The organism is Mesorhizobium sp. P3_A2 (assembly GCF_056403115.1).
The window spans coordinates 178914-195411 of record NZ_JBFUGC010000007.1; the positions used below are offsets into that span (position 1 = coordinate 178914).

Here is a 16498-nt window from a genome sequence, read left to right on the forward strand (position 1 = left end):
AGGGGCGGTCGAGCAGACGCTGGGTCGGATCAGGCGCGGTTGCGCGCTTGAATTGGATAGTGCTTGTCCTCATAGGCTGCGATCAGCGTTTCGAGGACGTGGAAGCGGTCAGCTTTAACAGAGCCGAACTCAGGCTCATTCTCAAAATATTTGGCGATCTCCGCAATCGCCCGGCCGTACTCGGCTTCGGTTTCAATGGGTCGAATGTTTTCCATCCCACCTTCTCCGGATCAATCTTGCCGGAGTCCTTTGCGCGTCTCGACGAATTTGATCAAGAGTGATTTTACCGACGCGCAGGGGCCGCGCCTACTCGGCCGCCTCTGCATAATCCACGGGCACATAGTTGAGGATCGGGCCGAGCCAGCGCTCGGCCTCAGCCAAGGGCATGGCCTTGCGGCGGGCGTAATCCTCGACCTGGTCCCGCTCGACCTTGGCGACGCCGAAATAATAGCTTTCGGGATGCGCGAGATAGAGGCCGGACACCGACGATCCCGGCCACATCGCGTAGCTCTCTGTCAGGCTGACGCCGGCATTGCGCTCGCCGTCGAGCAACCGGAACAGCGTGGCCTTCTCGGTATGGTCGGGTTGCGCGGGATAGCCGGGCGCCGGGCGGATGCCGCGATAGGGCTCGCCGATCAGATCGTCCGGCGCGAGCGCCTCGTCGGCCGCGTAGCCCCAGAAGTCCTTGCGCACCTTCTCGTGCATGCGCTCGGCGAAGGCTTCGGCGAAACGGTCGGCCAGCGCCTTGACCATGATCGACGAATAGTCGTCATTGGCCCGTTCGAAACGCTCAGCGATCGCCACCTCCTCGATGCCGGCGGTGACGATGAAACCACCGATGTAATCGTGCGTGCCGCTCTCGGCCGGGGCGACGAAATCCGACAGCGCGACATTGGCCTTGCCGTCGCGCTTGGTCAGTTGCTGGCGCAGCGTGAAGAAGGTCGCCAGCTCCTGCGAGCGTTCCTCATCCGTGAACAGCCTTATGTCGTCGCCGACGGTGTTGGCCGGCCAGAAACCGATGACGCCGCGCGGCGCAAACCACTTTTCGGCGATGATTTTCTTCAGCATCGCCTGTGCATCCTCGAACAGCTGGCGCGCTGCAGGTCCCTGCGCTTCATCCTCGAGGATCTTGGGATAACGCCCCTTCAACTCCCAGGTCTGGAAGAACGGCGTCCAGTCGATGTAGCGCGCGAGTTCCGCAAGGTCCCAGTTCTCGAACACCTTCACGCCGGTGAAGGACGGCTTCGGCGGCTGGTAGGCAGACCAGTCGACCTTGTGCGCATTGGCCCTCGCTCTGGCCAGCGGCAGCCGCTGCTTGTCGGCCTCGGAGCGGGCATGCGCGTCGGCGACCTTCTTGTACTCGGCCCGCACCGTGTCGACATAGTCCGCCTTGCCGTCGTTGGACAGCAGCGATGAGACCACGCCGACCGCCCGGCTGGCGTCGGTGACATAGACCGTCTGCCCCTTGGAATAGCGCGGGTGGATCTTCACCGCCGTGTGCACGCGGCTGGTCGTCGCGCCGCCGATCAGCAGCGGGATGTCAAAGCCTTCGCGCTCCATCTCGGCGGCCATGTGCACCATCTCGTCCAGCGACGGCGTGATCAGGCCGGAGAGGCCGATGATGTCGACATTTTGCTCGCGCGCCGTCTGCAGGATCTTCGCCGCCGGCACCATGACGCCGAGATCGATGATCTCGTAATTGTTGCAGGCAAGCACAACGCCGACGATGTTCTTGCCGATGTCGTGGACATCGCCCTTCACCGTCGCCATCAGGATTTTGCCCGCCGTCTGGCGCTCGCCATTGTCGATGCCGTTGGCGGCGTTGGTCAGTTTTTCGGCCTCCATATGCGGCAGCAATCCGGCCACCGCCTGCTTCATCACCCGCGCCGACTTCACCACTTGCGGCAGGAACATTTTTCCGGCGCCAAACAGGTCGCCGACGACATTCATACCGGCCATCAGCGGGCCTTCGATGACATGCAATGGGCGCTCGGCGGCAAGCCGCGCTTCCTCGGTGTCGGCGTCGATGAATTCAGTGATGCCGTTGACCAGCGCATGCGAAATGCGCCCTTCGACCGGCAGCTCGCGCCAGGCGAGATCGCGCTCCTTGCCCTCCTTGCCGGCGGCGCCCTTGAAGCGCTCGGCGATCTCCAGCATGCGCTCGGTGGCGGTGCCGCCGGCCCTGGGTGCGCGGTTGAGCACGACATCCTCGCAGGCCTCGCGCAGCTCCGGCTCGATCGTATCGTAGACGGCCAATTGGCCGGCATTGACGATGCCCATATCCATGCCGCGCTGGATGGCGTGGTAGAGGAACACGGCGTGCATGGCCTCGCGCACCGGCTCGTTGCCGCGGAACGAGAAGGACAGGTTCGAGACGCCGCCCGAGATATGGACATGCGGCAGCGTACCGGTGATCTCGCCGGTGGCCTCGATGAAGTCGACGCCGTAATTGTCATGCTCCTCGATGCCGGTGGCGACCGCGAAGACATTGGGGTCGAAGACGATATCCTCAGGCGGGAAGCCGGCCTGTTCGGTGAGCAGCTTGTAGGCGCGGGTGCAAATCTCGACCTTGCGCGCCTTGGTGTCGGCCTGGCCGGCCTCGTCGAAGGCCATGACGACCACCGCCGCGCCATAGGCGCGCACCAGCCTGGCATGATGGAGGAACGCTTCCTCGCCTTCCTTCATCGAGATGGAATTGACCAGCGGCTTGCCCTGCACGCATTTGAGGCCGGCCTCGATGATCTCCCATTTCGAGGAGTCGACCATGACCGGGACACGGGCGATGTCCGGCTCGGCGGCGATGAGGTTGAGATACTCGACCATCGCCTTCTTCGAATCGATCAGGCCTTCGTCCATGTTGATGTCGATGATCTGCGCGCCATTGGCGACCTGGTCGCGCGCCACGTCGAGCGCGAGGACATAATCGCCCGCCGTGATCAGCTTCCTGAACTTGGCCGAGCCGGTGACGTTGGTGCGCTCGCCGACATTGACGAAGGGAATCTCGTCGGTCAGCGTGAACGGCTCCAGCCCGGACAGGCGCATCTTGCGCGTGATCTCGGGGATGGCGCGCGGCGGATATTTTTTGACCGCTTCGGCAATCGCCCGGATGTGGTCCGGCGTCGAGCCGCAGCAACCGCCGACAACATTGACCAGCCCTTCCCTGGCAAAATCCTCGATCTGCGCGGCCATGAAGTCCGGGCTCTCGTCATAGCGACCGAATTCATTCGGCAGGCCGGCATTCGGATAGGCGCAGACGAAGGTGTCGGCGGCGCCCGATATTTCGGCCAGATGCGCGCGCATGGCGTTGGCGCCGAGCGCGCAGTTGAGGCCGATGGTGAACGGGCTGGCATGGCGCACCGAATGCCAGAAGGCTGTCGGCGTCTGACCCGACAGGGTGCGGCCGGAGAGATCGGTGATGGTGCCGGAAATCATCACCGGCAGATGCACGCCCTTCTCGAGGAAAATCTCGTTGCAGGCGAAGATCGCCGCCTTGGCGTTCAGCGTGTCGAAGATGGTCTCGATCAGGATAATATCGGCGCCGCCGTCGATCAGCCCGCGCAACTGCTCGCCATAGGCCAGGCGCAGATCGTCGAAGGTCACGGCGCGATAGCCGGGATTGTTGACGTCGGGTGACATCGAGGCGGTGCGGTTGGTCGGCCCCAGCGCGCCGGCGACGAAGCGGCGCTTGCCGTCTTCCTGCTCGGCGCGAATGGCGGCGCGCCGCACCAGCCGCGCACCGTCGCGATTCAGCGCATAGACGGCATCCTCCATGCCATAGTCGGCCTGGGCGATCGAAGTCGAGGAAAAGGTGTTGGTCTCAAGGATGTCGGCGCCGGCGATGGCGTATTGATAGTGGATCTCCTCGATCGCCGCTGGCTGCGTCAGGATCAGGAGGTCGTTGTTGCCCTGCTGGTGGCAGGCGCAGCCGGCGAAAGCCTCGCCGCGAAAATGCTCCTCGTCGAAACCGAGACCCTGGATCTGCGTCCCCATGGCGCCGTCAAGGATGAGGATGCGCTCGCGCGCCGCCGCGGTGAGTGCCGCAAGCACTTCGGAACCGTCGGGCTTTACCGCGACGGGGCCGAACAACGCATCCAGCGATGCAGAATTCTGCGACATTTTTTATCCTCGGGGCGACAACCATCACATAAGGATATCTTTATGTCAATATACGAGATGCCGACGAACGTGTCAGGGCCGGTCAATCAACATGATCACAGCGGGTCGCCAGCGGTCATTGGCGAACCGCCGTGCCTATCCCACCACGTCGCGATATACTCTCACCCCGCCATCCTGGCCGCGAATGCGCCAGTCCTGCCCGTCCCGGGCCTCGATATGGCACGGCCCCAGCGGCACCTTGCCGCCGCCTTCCGGCAGGTCCAGCACATAGACGGGGTTGCAGATGCCCGACAGGCGGGCGCGCAGCGCGCCGGCCAGCGCCTGTCCCTCGGCAATGGTGGTGCGCCGATGCGCCATGCCGCGCGCGAGATCGCCATGGTGCAGGTAATAGGGCTTTACCCCCAGACGATACATCAGCTCGCGGCAGAGTTCCTCCAGCACTTCCACCGTGTCGTTGACGCCCTTGAGCAGGACGCTCTGGTTGAGCAGCACGAAGCCTGTCTGGCGCATGGTGCGACAGGCCAATTCGGTGGCCGGCGTGATTTCGCGCGCGTGGTTGAAATGGGTGACGATTGTGACCATCAGCCGGCCCTGCAAGGCGCCAACCAGCCCCGGCGTGATCCGCGCGGGCAGCACGACAGGCACACGGGTGTGGATGCGCAGCAGCCGCACATGCGCGATCGCCTCGATGCGGGCACGGATTTCGGCCAGCGCCTTGTCCGGCAGCGACAGCGGATCGCCACCGGTCAGGATCACCTCGCGGATTTCGGTGCGGGCTTCGATATAGGCAAAAGCCTCTTCGAGAGCCTCGCGCGTGTAACCGCGGCCGATCGAGGTCAGGGACTCCTTGCGGAAGCAGAAGCGGCAATAGACCGCGCATTGATAGGTCGGGAACAACAGCACGCGGTCGGCATGGCGGTGCGTCAGTCGCGGCACCGGGCTGAAGGCATGGTCGGCGATCGGATCGTCGAGTTCGCCCTCGGTTTCCACCAGCTCATCCGGCGACGGAATGATTTGCGCGCGGATCGGGTCGGTGGGATCGTTCCAGTCGATCAGGTCGAGATAGGTTTTTGGGGCACGCACCTTGTGCCGCACGGCGGCTTCCTGCGCCGCCGCGCGCTCGGCCGGCGACAGCGGCAGCGAAGCGAGATCGCGGACGTGGCGGACGCCGGCGCGGACGTCGTCCTGCCAGGCGCTGTCGGCATCGGCGGCTTTGAGATTGGTGTCTGTGGTCATTGGAGGTCTCGGAGCAGCAATTTGGGCGGAGCTATCGGCCGGATGGCGCAGTTGGTCAACCGTCTGTTGCCCCTCCCACTTTGATCCGCAGAGTCCCCCCATCTCGGAGGCAGGAGCCGCCCCTCATTGCCCTGCCGGGCATTTCTCCCCGTAAACGGGGTGAAAGTGGCTGATCCCCGACTTTCGCCGCAATCGACCATCGCCATTATTTCAGGCAATCTGACGGACAAGGCGCTCCCAGGGGGAGATGGGCGCTGACAGGGAGGGACTGCCATGAGCAAAAGACCGCGCTATGAGGATGCCGTTCAGCGCTTTCGCATCGAAGACGAGATCGCCCGGTTGCATGGCAACCCTGCAACCGGCATCAATGCCTATGTCGAATGCTGCGGCCGCTACACCGGTGAAAACCGGCTGGCGCTGCGCGCGATCTCGGCCAGCGGCGAATTGCGAGAATTCAGCTTCGACGATCTCGCCGACATGTCGGGTCGCGCCGCCAAAGTGCTCAAGGCTGCTGGCGTCGGTGACGGCGATGTCGTCGCCGGCATGCTGCCGCGCGTCCCCGAACTGGTGACGCTGATTCTCGGCACATGGCGCATTGGCGCGGTCTACCAGCCGCTGTTCACCGCCTTCGGCCCGAAGGCGATCGAGCACCGTCTCGGCTATAGCGGCGCCAAGGTCGTGGTGACCAATATGGCCAATCGCGGCAAGCTCGACGAGGTCGAGAACCATCCACGCATCGCGACCATCCTCGGCGCCGGCGATCCCCTGCCCGCCGGCGACATCGATTTCCGCGCCGCGCTCGCCGCCGTCTCGCCAAACTGCGACCCGGTGATGCGTAAGGGCGACGATCTGTTTATGATGATGTCGACCTCCGGCACGACAGGGCACCCGAAAGGCGTGCCGGTGCCGCTCAACGCCCTGCTCTCCTTCGGCGCCTATATGCGCGACGCGATCGGCTTGCTGCCCGACGATATCTTCTGGAACATCGCCGATCCCGGCTGGGCCTACGGCCTCTATTATGCCATCACCGGTCCGTTGCAGCTCGGCATCGCCACCACATTCTATGAAGGCGCCTTCAACGCCAAAAGCACCTACGACATCATCGAGCGGCTCGGCGTCACCAGCCTCGCCGGCTCACCCACAGCCTATCGCCTGCTGATGGCGGAAGGGCCTGACGCGGCCGCCCGTGTCAAAGGCAGGCTGCGCGTGGTGAGCAGCGCCGGCGAGCCGCTCAATCCGGAAGTGATCCGCTGGTTCGACGCTCATCTCGCCGCCCCGATCCACGACCATTACGGCCAGACCGAAAACGGCATGATGGTCAACAACCATCACGGCCTCTCGCACCCGGTGCGCCAAGGTTCGGCGGGTTTCCCGATGCCGGGCTACCGTATGGTGGTGCTGGACGATGCCGGCAACGAGCTCGGCCCCAACCAGCCCGGCATCCTCGCCGTCGACATCGAAAAATCGCCGCTGCGCTGGTTCGAGGGTTATCACCAGGCCGAGACGCCGGCGATCGCGGGCGGCTATTACCGCACCGGCGACACGGTGGAGTATGAGCCGGACGGTTCGGTATCCTTCATCGGCCGCGCCGACGACGTCATCACATCGGCCGGCTACCGCATCGGCCCCTTCGACGTCGAAAGCGCGCTGATCGAGCATCCGGCGGTCAACGAGGCGGCCGTCGTCGGCGTGCCCGATCCGCGGCGCACCGAGATCGTCAAGGCCTTCGTGGTGCTGGCGCCGGCCTACAAGGGCAATCCAGACCTCGCCGAAGAGCTTGCCCAACACGTCAAGAAGCGGCTCTCCGCGCACTCCTACCCGCGCGAGGTCGAATTCGTCACAGAACTGCCAAAGACGCCGAGCGGCAAGATCCAGCGCTTCCTGCTGAGGAGGGCGGAGGTGGAGAAGCGCAAGGCAGGCTGAGGCGCTGAAGCTGCTCATCTCCCCCCTTGAGGGGGAGATGGCCGGCAGGCCAGAGGGGGTCGCCACGCATGAAGCGCCAGCCTCCTCTGCCGGCGAAGGGTGTCGCGTCCGGTCGTGCCGACCCCCTCTGTCGCCTTCGGCGACATCTCCCCCTCAAGGGGGGAGATAAGCAGCTTCGGCGCCGTCTTTTTTCGGCCCAACCTCGTCGTGTATATCCCCGGGTGGGACGTAGAGCGGGTTTTTAATCATGCGGATGGTCTGGACGATTGTGTTCGCGCTGGCGAGTAGTACTGCTTTCGCGGCCTCGCCGGAGGATGACTATATCGCCGCGCGCGACAAGGCGATTGCGGCCATCGCGGCGCTGAACGACGCGAACACGGCGATCGAAACCATCGACGCCCAGAACGAGAAGGCGCTGGCCGACCTGCAACAGCGTCTTTCCGGCATCATCGGCCCCTTGGCGGTCAAGGATTTTCCGGCAACCGGCACGATCAATATCGAAAGCCTCAGCGACTCCGACATCGGCTACGGCATGCTCGATGGGCTGCGATACACCAAAGGCGACGACGGCCCCACCCTGGTGGCAACGACGCGAGGGCTGCTGGAGCGCTGGCTCCAGGCCAAAGCCACTGAGACCGACGAGAGTTTCAAACTGCCTGACAGTATCGATGCAGCGCTGAAGCTCGATGCTTTCTATACCCAGGCGATCAACAGCGACGCCGCCTTTGAAGGGACGCTCGACTTTCCGCTGAAGACGCCTCAAGGCGCCGACATTGCCTTCGCACGGCTCGGCGGCTGGACGCAGGACGTCGGACCGATCTACGAGCAGGAAGTCGTCGTTACGCTCGTCAAAGGCAAGAGCGTCATGATCACAGCGGCGCCGGCGGCCCCTGCCGTTCCGAAGATCGCCGCCTGCGACGCCGTCTGGGCTGCTGCGGATGCCGCCGCGCAGAAATTCCAGGAAGCCTACCAGGCTTCGGACCTCAAGGACGAAAAAGCGTTCGAATCCTCCAACGCCGCCTGGGACAAAGGCGACAGCGACTATCGCGCCTGCATGGGCCAGCATCTGCCGGCAGACCCGGCTTTCCCGGCGCTGCTCGCCCAGGCGCAGGCGCTGGCCGATCAGATGGCGGGAAAGTAAGGCGCGCGGAAGAGCCTCGCGGCGAGGTCAGTCGGCTTTTCCCGATTTCGGATGCGAAGGTTCCGAGCGGCCGCCCGATGCCGCTTGCGCAATTCATTGTTCAGGGAACCGCTCTGGACCTTCGTTCTCGTCGCAAGGCACTCAGCTTTCGCCCCTATGCTGACAACCAAGATCTCAACGTTTATTCTCAGGATCGCCTTGAAGTTCAAATTTAAACTTTAGCTACTATGGTCGATCGACGGACTACTGTCCTGGAAAGGTATTCGGATCGAATTGGCAGGAGCGAAGTTTAATCCCGGCCGGTTGAAACGGGCCATTTTTTCTTCCGCCAACTTGCCGGCGGCGATTGCCTTTGTTGTGCTTCTCGTCTGTGCCCTGGTTGCCGACCAGAGGAACAGAGAGGTCTCCGATCAGCTGGCGCGCGCTGACGTCCTTGCCAAGGTCAACATCATACGTGCCAAGCTCGAAGGCAACATTGCCGGCAACCTCCAGCTGGTTCAGGGTCTCGTTTCGACGATCGTTACCGAGCCCTATATGGGCCAGCAGAGATTTGCGGCGCTCGCCCGCAATCTGTTCGAGCAAAAATCGCAGTTGCGCGACGTTGCCGGCGCGCCCGACCTCGTCATCGCGCTGATATATCCGCTGGAAGGCAATGAAAAAGCCATCGGGCTGGACTACCGCAAGACCGAGGCGCAACGCATGGCTGCGCTTCGGGCCCGTGACCAGCGCGCACTGGTGCTCGCCGGGCCGGTCAAACTGGCGCAAGGCGGGCGTGGATTCATCGGCCGTATCCCGGTCTTCGTGCCGACGGCGGGTGGCGGCGACCGTTTTTGGGGGATTGTCTCGGCCGTGATCGATATCGATCGGCTCTACAGCGCGAGCGGACTGACCGACCCTGACCTGGATATCGATGTGGCGCTCATCGGCAAGGATGCGCTGGGGGGCGGCGGCGAACTGTTCTTCGGCGGCGACAATGTCGTGGCCGGCAATCCGGTGACGGCGGAGGTGCAACTGCCTTCAGGCTCCTGGCAGATTTCGGCCATACCGAGGGGCGGCTGGCCGACCGCTCCGAAAAATGAGTGGCTGGTGTGGACGCTCATGGGGCTCGCCGGCGCGCTGGTGGTGCTGCCGATCCTCGTGGCCGGACGTCTTTTCGGTGAACGACAGAAAAATGACGCCGAGTTGAGGCGCCTGTCCAGGCGTCTGGAACTGGCATTGGAGGCCTCGGGGATAGGCGTGTGGGAGCACGACCTCGTCAGCAACGAGCTCGTATGGGACGACCGCATCAACGAAATCTATGGCAAGCCCGCCGACGGAAAGACCCGCGGCTATGACGACTGGGCGCGGGCAATTCACCCTGAAGACTTCGAGCGAGCGAAAGCGGACTTCGATTCGGCTGCGGCGACAAAAGGCCCCTACTCTTCACAGTATCGGCTCCTGCGCCCGGACGGCACCATTCGCCATGTCCGCACACGCGCCAGTTTCTTCCAGGACATCAACGGCGGATCAAAAATGATCGGCGCCGAATGGGATGTGACCTGGGATGTGCTGCTCAACGAGAATCTCGTGCGCGAACGTCGCCTTTCAGAAACGAAGAATGCCGAACTCAATATGGCCAAGGCCCGCATCGAGCATGTCGCGCTGCACGATTCGCTGACCGGCCTGCCCAACCGTCGATATCTGGATGAGATGCTTGCCGAAAACCACGAAGCCGAGGGCCGCGCAGCATTGCTGCATCTTGACCTTGACCGCTTCAAGCAGATCAACGACACGCTCGGCCACGCAGCCGGCGATGCATTGTTGGTGCATGCTTCGAAAGTCATCCAGGCCAGCGTCGGCGGTGCCGATTTCGTTGCGCGCATCGGCGGCGACGAGTTTGTCGTGCTGAGCCATGGACGCGACGACAAGGAGCTCGCCGCGCTTGCCGACCACATCATCGACGCCATGCGCCAGCCGGTCGACTATCTGGGTCACCAGTGCCGGTTCGGCGTAAGCATCGGCATTGCAGCCAACAGCGGCGTCGACGCCAAGCAGTTGCTCGTCAATACCGATCTCGCCCTGTACCGGGCGAAAGGCCGTGGCCGCAACCGCTACGAGTTTTTCAACGAAGAGCTGCAGAGCGAGATCGTTCGGACCAAGCAAACCGCCGACGAGATTCTGGGCGGACTCGAGCGGAACGAATTCGTCGTCTACTACCAGCCGCAGTTCGACGCCAGGACGCTGGAGATCGTCGGCGTCGAGGCGCTGTCGCGTTGGGACCATCCGCAACGCGGCATGCTGACCCCCGACGCCTACATCAAGGTGGCTGAAGAACTCAATGTCGTGGCGCTTATCGACCGCACTGTCCTGACGCAGGCGCTTGATGATTTCGAGCGCTGGTCGCGCAGCCACCTCAACATCCCGCGCGTGTCGGTCAACGTCTCCGCCAGGCGCCTGGAGGACAAGGACCTGATCAAGGGTTTGCGCAAGCTTGCCATCAAGAAAGGGACCGTGTCGTTCGAGCTGGTGGAGTCCATTTTCCTCGACGAAAACGATGAACTGGTCACCTGGAACATCGAGCACATAAAGGGGCTCGGTATCGACATCGAGATCGACGATTTCGGCACCGGACATGCCTCGATCGTCTCCCTCCTGAAGTTGCGGCCGCGTCGCCTCAAGATCGATCGCCAGTTGGTCACACCCATCACCAGCTCAACCGCGCAGCGGCAGCTGGTGTCGTCCATCATCGACATCGGCAAGTCGCTCGGTATCGAAGTGATCGCCGAGGGCGTCGAGACCATGGAGCACGCGCAGATCCTGAAAGAGCTTGGCTGCGATATCCTGCAAGGCTTCCTGTTCGGCTACCCGATGGACGCAAAAGCCTTCAAGACATTCGCCCAGTCCCGCAAATGGCTGGCGGCGAGCTGACGTCCCAAGGAAAGCGCCAGCCCCGTAACCACGGCGCTTCCTGCCGGTCCGCTCGACATGGATCGACAGAAAGATTCAGCAGAATTTCAGAAATCTGCCGGTACGCGCCCGTTCTTAGGCCTCACTGTTCTCATGGACGAACCGGATGAGGTCGAACATGTCAGTGAATGAGAGCACGCGCCAAGCCGCCCGGCAGGAACTGCTGGAATATGCATCCACCGTCATGGCTGCGTCCCCTTGTGCGCCCATGCCTGGAACAATGTTCGAAATGCTCGAGATCATCGCCGTGGAGAGGCGGATGGCTTCCAGCCAAGGTGAAGTCGGATCAAATTCTCCTGATCCCTTGACGTCCGCGCCGATTGGGACCCCAATCAGGCAGCGTTTGGTCGAGCTGGTCAGATCGGCATTCAATGTCGCGAGAAAACCCAGGGCACGTACCACTGGCACTTGGCAGTTGCGAGCTTGATCTTGCGCGCGGGCAGCTTCTCCGCGACGGAAAACCTGTTGCTCTGCGCTCCAAGGCATTTGATCTGTTGACCTATCTGAGCAGGAATGTTGGACGCGTCGCGACCAAATCGGAACTGATGTCGGCGGTGTGGCCTGATGTCTTCGTGACCGAGGACTCGCTGACGCAAGCGGTCAGGGAGTTGCGAAAGGCACTGCAGGACGAAAGCCAAACCATCATCCGTACGGTCGCCAAACGCGGCTACGTCCTGTCTCTTCTCGAGGCGCCAAAGCAAGAGCGCTCCGGACAGCCGAGCGTCGCGGTATTGCGTTTCAGCAATGAGGGTGCGCCGGAGGACACCCCTTTGATCGACGGTTTCGCCGAGGACATTGTCAATGCGCTGGCTCGCTTCGGAAGGGTCGTCGTGCTGGCACGCAATTCCGGATTTGCATTTGTCTCGGATTCCGCTTCCGATTGGCGTGCGGTTGGCGACAGCCTTGGCGCAACCTATCTGGTTCGCGGCAGGGCGGCGACTCGCCCAGACGGCATGCGGGTCACCGTCAGTCTCATTGCTGCTTCGACGGGTGGAGTCCTCTGGAGCGATACTTTTTCTGCTTCCGGTGGCCAGATCTTCGACATGCAGGAAGAAATCGCCCGCCGTGTAGTGAACCGGCTCGTCGCCCGGCTGGACGACGCAGGTGTCAAGCAGGCAACCCCAAAGCCTCCCGACAGCCTGGCCGCATATGAGCTTCTCCTGCGTGGACTGGCCCGGCTGCGCGGTTATGGCGATGATGACAATGAGGCTGCGCGCGATCTTTTCCAGGCTGCGGTCGAAAAGGAGCCGACCTATGCCCTGGCGCATTCCTACATCGCGCTCGCCGATCTCATTATCGGTGGCTATGCCGAAGCGTCCCCGGAATTGCTTGCTTCACTGATCGAGCGCGCGGAGTGTGCGGTCACCCTGGCGCCGGAAGAGCCGCGCTGCCACCGCGTGCTCGCCCAGGCCCTGATCTCTGCCCGCCAGTTCGACGCGGCCGAACATCACCTTCAGCGCGCGCTCGACCTCAATCCCTATGATGCCGATACGATTGCGCAAATGGGGTTCTTGCTCTCGATGAGAGGCAGGCCTCTTGAAGCACTCGCGGCGATTGACAGTGCGATACGGATCAACCCGATCCATCCTGACTGGTACCACTATGATCGCGCCATCGCACTGTACTCGGCTGGAGACTACAAGGCCGCGCTTGTCAGCATGTCCAAGGTCCCCTCGAAGTCTCCCTGGCGACTGACAAGGCTGGCGGGGTGCCACGCGCAACTCGGCGAACTGAAGGAAGCTCAGCGCATTATGGCAGAGATCAAGCGGATAGCGCCTGACTTTTCGCCGATGCAGTTTGCGCAAACCGGGATTGCGTATGAACATGCAAGTGATGTTGAACATCTCGTTGCCGGCGTCGCCAAAGCACTTGCTGCGTATGAGGAGAAGCCCTAGGGGGTGCTGTCTTCGCTTTGGACGAGAGCCGAGGCGTCCGTCTGCCGGGCGGGGTTACGCCCGCAACCCCGGCGCTTCCTGCCCGGTCCGCTCGACATATTCAGTATAGCCGCCGCCATAGGTGTGGATGCCTTCCGGCGTCAGTTCCAGCACGCGGTTGGAGAGTGCGGCCAGGAAATGGCGGTCGTGCGAGACGAACAGCATGGTGCCTTCATATTGCGACAGCGCCGTGATCAGCATCTCCTTGGTGGCGATGTCGAGATGGTTGGTCGGCTCGTCCAGCACCAGAAGATTGGGCGGGTCGAACAGCATCAGCGCCATCACCAGCCGCGCCTTCTCGCCGCCTGACAGCACGCGGCATTTCTTCTCGATCTCGTCGCCGGAAAAACCGAAACAGCCGGCGAGCGCCCTGAGCGGCGCCTGGCCGGCCTGCGGAAACGCGTCCTCCAGCGTCTGGAACACGGTGCGCTCACCTTCCAGCACCTCCATGGCGTGCTGGGCGAAATAGCCCATTTTCACACTCGGCCCACGCGCCACCGTGCCGGCATCGGGGTCGGCGGCGCCGGCGACCAGCTTCAGCAGCGTCGACTTGCCGGCGCCGTTGACGCCCATGATGCACCAGCGTTCGCGGCGGCGGACCTGGAAGTCGAGCCCCTCATAGATCGAGCGGCTGCCATAACCCTTGTGGACGTTCTTCAACGTGACCACGTCCTCGCCGCAGCGCGGCGCCGGCTGGAAATCGAAATTCACGATCTGGCGGCGCTTGGGCGGCTCGACGCGGTCGATCTTGTCGAGCTTCTTCACCCGGCTCTGCACCTGGGCGGCATGGGACGCCCGCGCCTTGAAGCGCTCGATGAAGGCGATCTCCTTGGCCAGCATCGCCTGCTGGCGCTCGAACTGCGCCTGCTGCTGCTTGTCGGCGATCGCCCGCTGCTGCTGGTAGAATTCGTAATTGCCGGAATAGGCGGTGAGCGAACCGGCGTCGATCTCGACCACCTTGTTGACGATGCGGTTCATGAACTCGCGATCGTGCGAGGTCATCAGCAGCGCACCGTCATAGCCTTTCAAAAACTGCTCCAGCCAGATCAGGCTTTCGAGATCGAGATGGTTCGACGGCTCGTCGAGCAGCATCACGTCGGGCCGCATCAACAGGATGCGGGCGAGCGCCACGCGCATCTTCCAGCCGCCGGACAGCTTGCCGACATCGCCGTCCATCATCTCCTGCGAAAAGCCAAGGCCGTCGAGCACTTCGCGGGCGCGGCCGTCGAGCGCATAGCCGTCGAGCTCCTCGAAGCGGTGCTGCGCCTCGCCATATTGTTCGATGATCTCGTCCATCCGGTCGGCCTGCTCGGGATCGGCCATGGCCGCCTCGAGTTCGGCCATTTCGGCCGCCACGTCGCTGACCGGCCCGGCGCCGTTCATCACTTCGGCCACCGCGCTATGGCCCGCCATGTCGCCGACATCCTGGCTGAAATAGCCGATGGTGACGCCGCGATCGACCTGCACCTGGCCCTCGTCGGGCTGCTCCTGGCCGGTGATCATGCGAAACAGCGTCGTCTTGCCGGCGCCGTTCGGCCCGACAAGGCCAACCTTCTCGCCCTTCTGCAAGGCGGCCGAGGCCTCGATGAAGACGATCTGGCGGCCGTTCTGCTTGCCGATGCTTTCAAGACGGATCATGGGGCGGTCCGGGAAGGTAAAAGGGGATGTGCGGGATTGCCCGAGCGCTTACCCGAATGAAGGCGACGAGGGAAGAGCGCAAACGCCGCAGCGTCGACAGTGAAAATTGGCGATGGCGACGGTGACAGCCGATCTCCCCCACTTGGGGGGAGATTGGCAGCTTCAGCGCCGCACCTTTACTTCGCGTCGTGGAAGATAATCCCCACAGTATGCCGCTGTCCCGAACGCAAGCGACTGACACCGTGCCTCAGGTTGACCCGGTAATGCCCTTTCGTTCCCTGCACCGGGCGGTTGTGGACAGCAAAAATCACCGCGTCGCCCTGGGTCAGCGGCACCACCTCGGCGCGGCTCTGCATGCGTGGGCGCTGCTCGGTCAGCACGAATTCGCCGCCGGTGAAATCCTCACCCGGCTGCGACAGCAGGATCGCCACCTGCAGGGGAAAGGCGAGATCGCCATAGAGATCCTGATGCAGGCAGTTAAAGTCGCCGGGACCATATTGGAGGAGCAGCGGCGTCGGTCGCGTTTGGCCGTTTTCGTGGCAAAGCTGGAGGAAGGCGGCGTGATCGGCGGGATAACGCTGTGCTGCGCCCATGCGCTCGTTCCAGTCGTTGGCGACGCCGGCCAGCCTGGGGTAGAGCGCGGTGCGCAGGCCGCCGATGAGATCCGGCAACGGGTAGCGAAAATAGCGATACTCGCCCTTGCCGAAGCCATGGCGCGCCATCACCACATGGCTGCGGAAATGTTCCTCATGCGGATAGAGCGCGGCGATTTCGGCGCATTCCTCGGGTGAGAGCAGCGCGGGCATGATAGCGCTGCCATAGCTGTTCAGGTCGCCGACCAAGGCGCTCCAGTCCTGCGCGGCGACGCGCGCTTCGGCCGAACGGGTTGCGCGTTTGGCGGTTATCGAATGGATGGTCATGGATGCCTCCTTTGATACGATCAAAGTGGGGCGGATGAGAGGTGCGAACCACCCGATTCCTGCGGAGGTGGACGAAGCTGCCGATCTCCCCCCTCGTGGGGGAGATCGGCGGTTTCACCGCTTGCGATACCCCTCCAGCTCCGGATCAAGATCGACCCGCACCGCGTTGGTGAACACGCAGGTCGCCACCATGATGCCGGCGAAGGCGACGAGGTTGACCAGCAGCGTGTCGTCGTAGCGGGCCTTCAGTGCTGCCCAGATGTCGTTGGGAATGGCATTGGCGTCGGCGGCGACTGCCTTGCCGAACTCGATCAGTAACGCCTCGTCGGAAGTTGGCTGGACTGCCTCTGGATCAAGGCCGCCATCGATCAGCGCGCGGCGGAAGAAGGTGACCGGAATCTCCGCGCGGCAGACTTGCGAGATCGCCAGCGACAACAGCCAGATGGCGCGGTCGTCGAGCGTCGGCCTTAGCAGATCGCGCAGCGTGAACCATTCGGCATAGATGCGGTGCGCCACGGGCGAATGCAGCAGGATGCGCTTCATGTTGGTCATCCGGCCGCGCAGGCTGAGCTCCCTGTCATGCTCGGCGCGGATTTCGGGCGAAGCCGTGTCGTAATCAACAGGGGAAATGCGTGCCATGGGAT

At 63.1% G+C, this 16498-nt stretch carries 11 protein-coding genes; 4 read left to right on the forward strand and 7 right to left on the reverse strand.

Annotated elements, in window-relative coordinates:
* Window positions 1–29 precede the first annotated feature (29 nt).
* The 3 genes from AC1DXM_RS17780 to AC1DXM_RS17790 form a co-directional block, all read right to left on the reverse strand.
* On the reverse strand, window positions 30–215 hold the full coding sequence (locus AC1DXM_RS17780; protein ID WP_477234708.1) for a transcriptional regulator: 186 nt from the start codon (window positions 213–215) through the stop codon (window positions 30–32).
* Between the two features lie 91 nt (window positions 216–306).
* Entirely contained in the window at window positions 307–4116 is a 3810-nt protein-coding gene (gene metH / locus AC1DXM_RS17785; protein WP_477234710.1) for a methionine synthase, read from the reverse strand.
* Window positions 4117–4251: 135 nt separating this feature from the next.
* Window positions 4252–5352: a KamA family radical SAM protein gene (locus AC1DXM_RS17790; protein WP_477234712.1), complete on the reverse strand. Its 1101-nt coding sequence runs from the start codon at window positions 5350–5352 to the stop codon at window positions 4252–4254.
* A gap of 273 nt (window positions 5353–5625) precedes the next feature.
* On the opposite strand from AC1DXM_RS17790, the gene AC1DXM_RS17795 reads away from it, so the two are divergent.
* The 3 genes from AC1DXM_RS17795 (at window position 5626) to AC1DXM_RS17805 (ending at window position 11323) form a co-directional block, all read left to right on the forward strand.
* The gene (locus tag AC1DXM_RS17795) at window positions 5626–7275 is read left to right on the forward strand and encodes an acyl-CoA synthetase (protein ID WP_477234714.1); all 1650 of its coding nucleotides are present in this window, start codon (window positions 5626–5628) and stop codon (window positions 7273–7275) included.
* A 247-nt stretch (window positions 7276–7522) separates the two neighbouring features.
* Window positions 7523–8416, forward strand: coding sequence for a hypothetical protein (locus AC1DXM_RS17800; protein ID WP_477234716.1), 894 nt, complete (start codon window positions 7523–7525; stop codon window positions 8414–8416).
* A 303-nt stretch (window positions 8417–8719) separates the two neighbouring features.
* Window positions 8720–11323, forward strand: a complete 2604-nt coding sequence (locus AC1DXM_RS17805) for a bifunctional diguanylate cyclase/phosphodiesterase (protein WP_477234718.1) — start codon at window positions 8720–8722, stop codon at window positions 11321–11323.
* A 114-nt stretch (window positions 11324–11437) separates the two neighbouring features.
* Here AC1DXM_RS17805 and AC1DXM_RS17810 read toward each other — a convergent pair whose 3' ends face one another.
* Complete coding sequence (locus AC1DXM_RS17810) at window positions 11438–11848, reverse strand: hypothetical protein (RefSeq protein ID WP_477234720.1); 411 nt, start codon at window positions 11846–11848, stop codon at window positions 11438–11440.
* An 8-nt stretch (window positions 11849–11856) separates the two neighbouring features.
* Here AC1DXM_RS17810 and AC1DXM_RS17815 point away from each other — a divergent pair, with 8 nt between their 5' ends.
* Window positions 11857–13257, forward strand: a complete 1401-nt coding sequence (locus AC1DXM_RS17815; RefSeq protein WP_477234722.1) for a tetratricopeptide repeat protein — start codon at window positions 11857–11859, stop codon at window positions 13255–13257.
* A gap of 54 nt (window positions 13258–13311) precedes the next feature.
* Here AC1DXM_RS17815 and AC1DXM_RS17820 read toward each other — a convergent pair whose 3' ends face one another.
* The 3 genes from AC1DXM_RS17820 to AC1DXM_RS17830 form a co-directional block, all read right to left on the reverse strand.
* Complete coding sequence (locus AC1DXM_RS17820) at window positions 13312–14934, reverse strand: ABC-F family ATP-binding cassette domain-containing protein (protein ID WP_477234724.1); 1623 nt, start codon at window positions 14932–14934, stop codon at window positions 13312–13314.
* A 176-nt stretch (window positions 14935–15110) separates the two neighbouring features.
* Window positions 15111–15854 (reverse strand): 2OG-Fe(II) oxygenase, encoded by a 744-nt coding sequence (locus AC1DXM_RS17825; protein WP_477234726.1) that lies wholly within the window; start codon window positions 15852–15854, stop codon window positions 15111–15113.
* Between the two features lie 114 nt (window positions 15855–15968).
* The gene (locus AC1DXM_RS17830; RefSeq protein ID WP_477234728.1) at window positions 15969–16493 is read right to left on the reverse strand and encodes a carboxymuconolactone decarboxylase family protein; all 525 of its coding nucleotides are present in this window, start codon (window positions 16491–16493) and stop codon (window positions 15969–15971) included.
* Window positions 16494–16498: the final 5 nt, after the last annotated feature.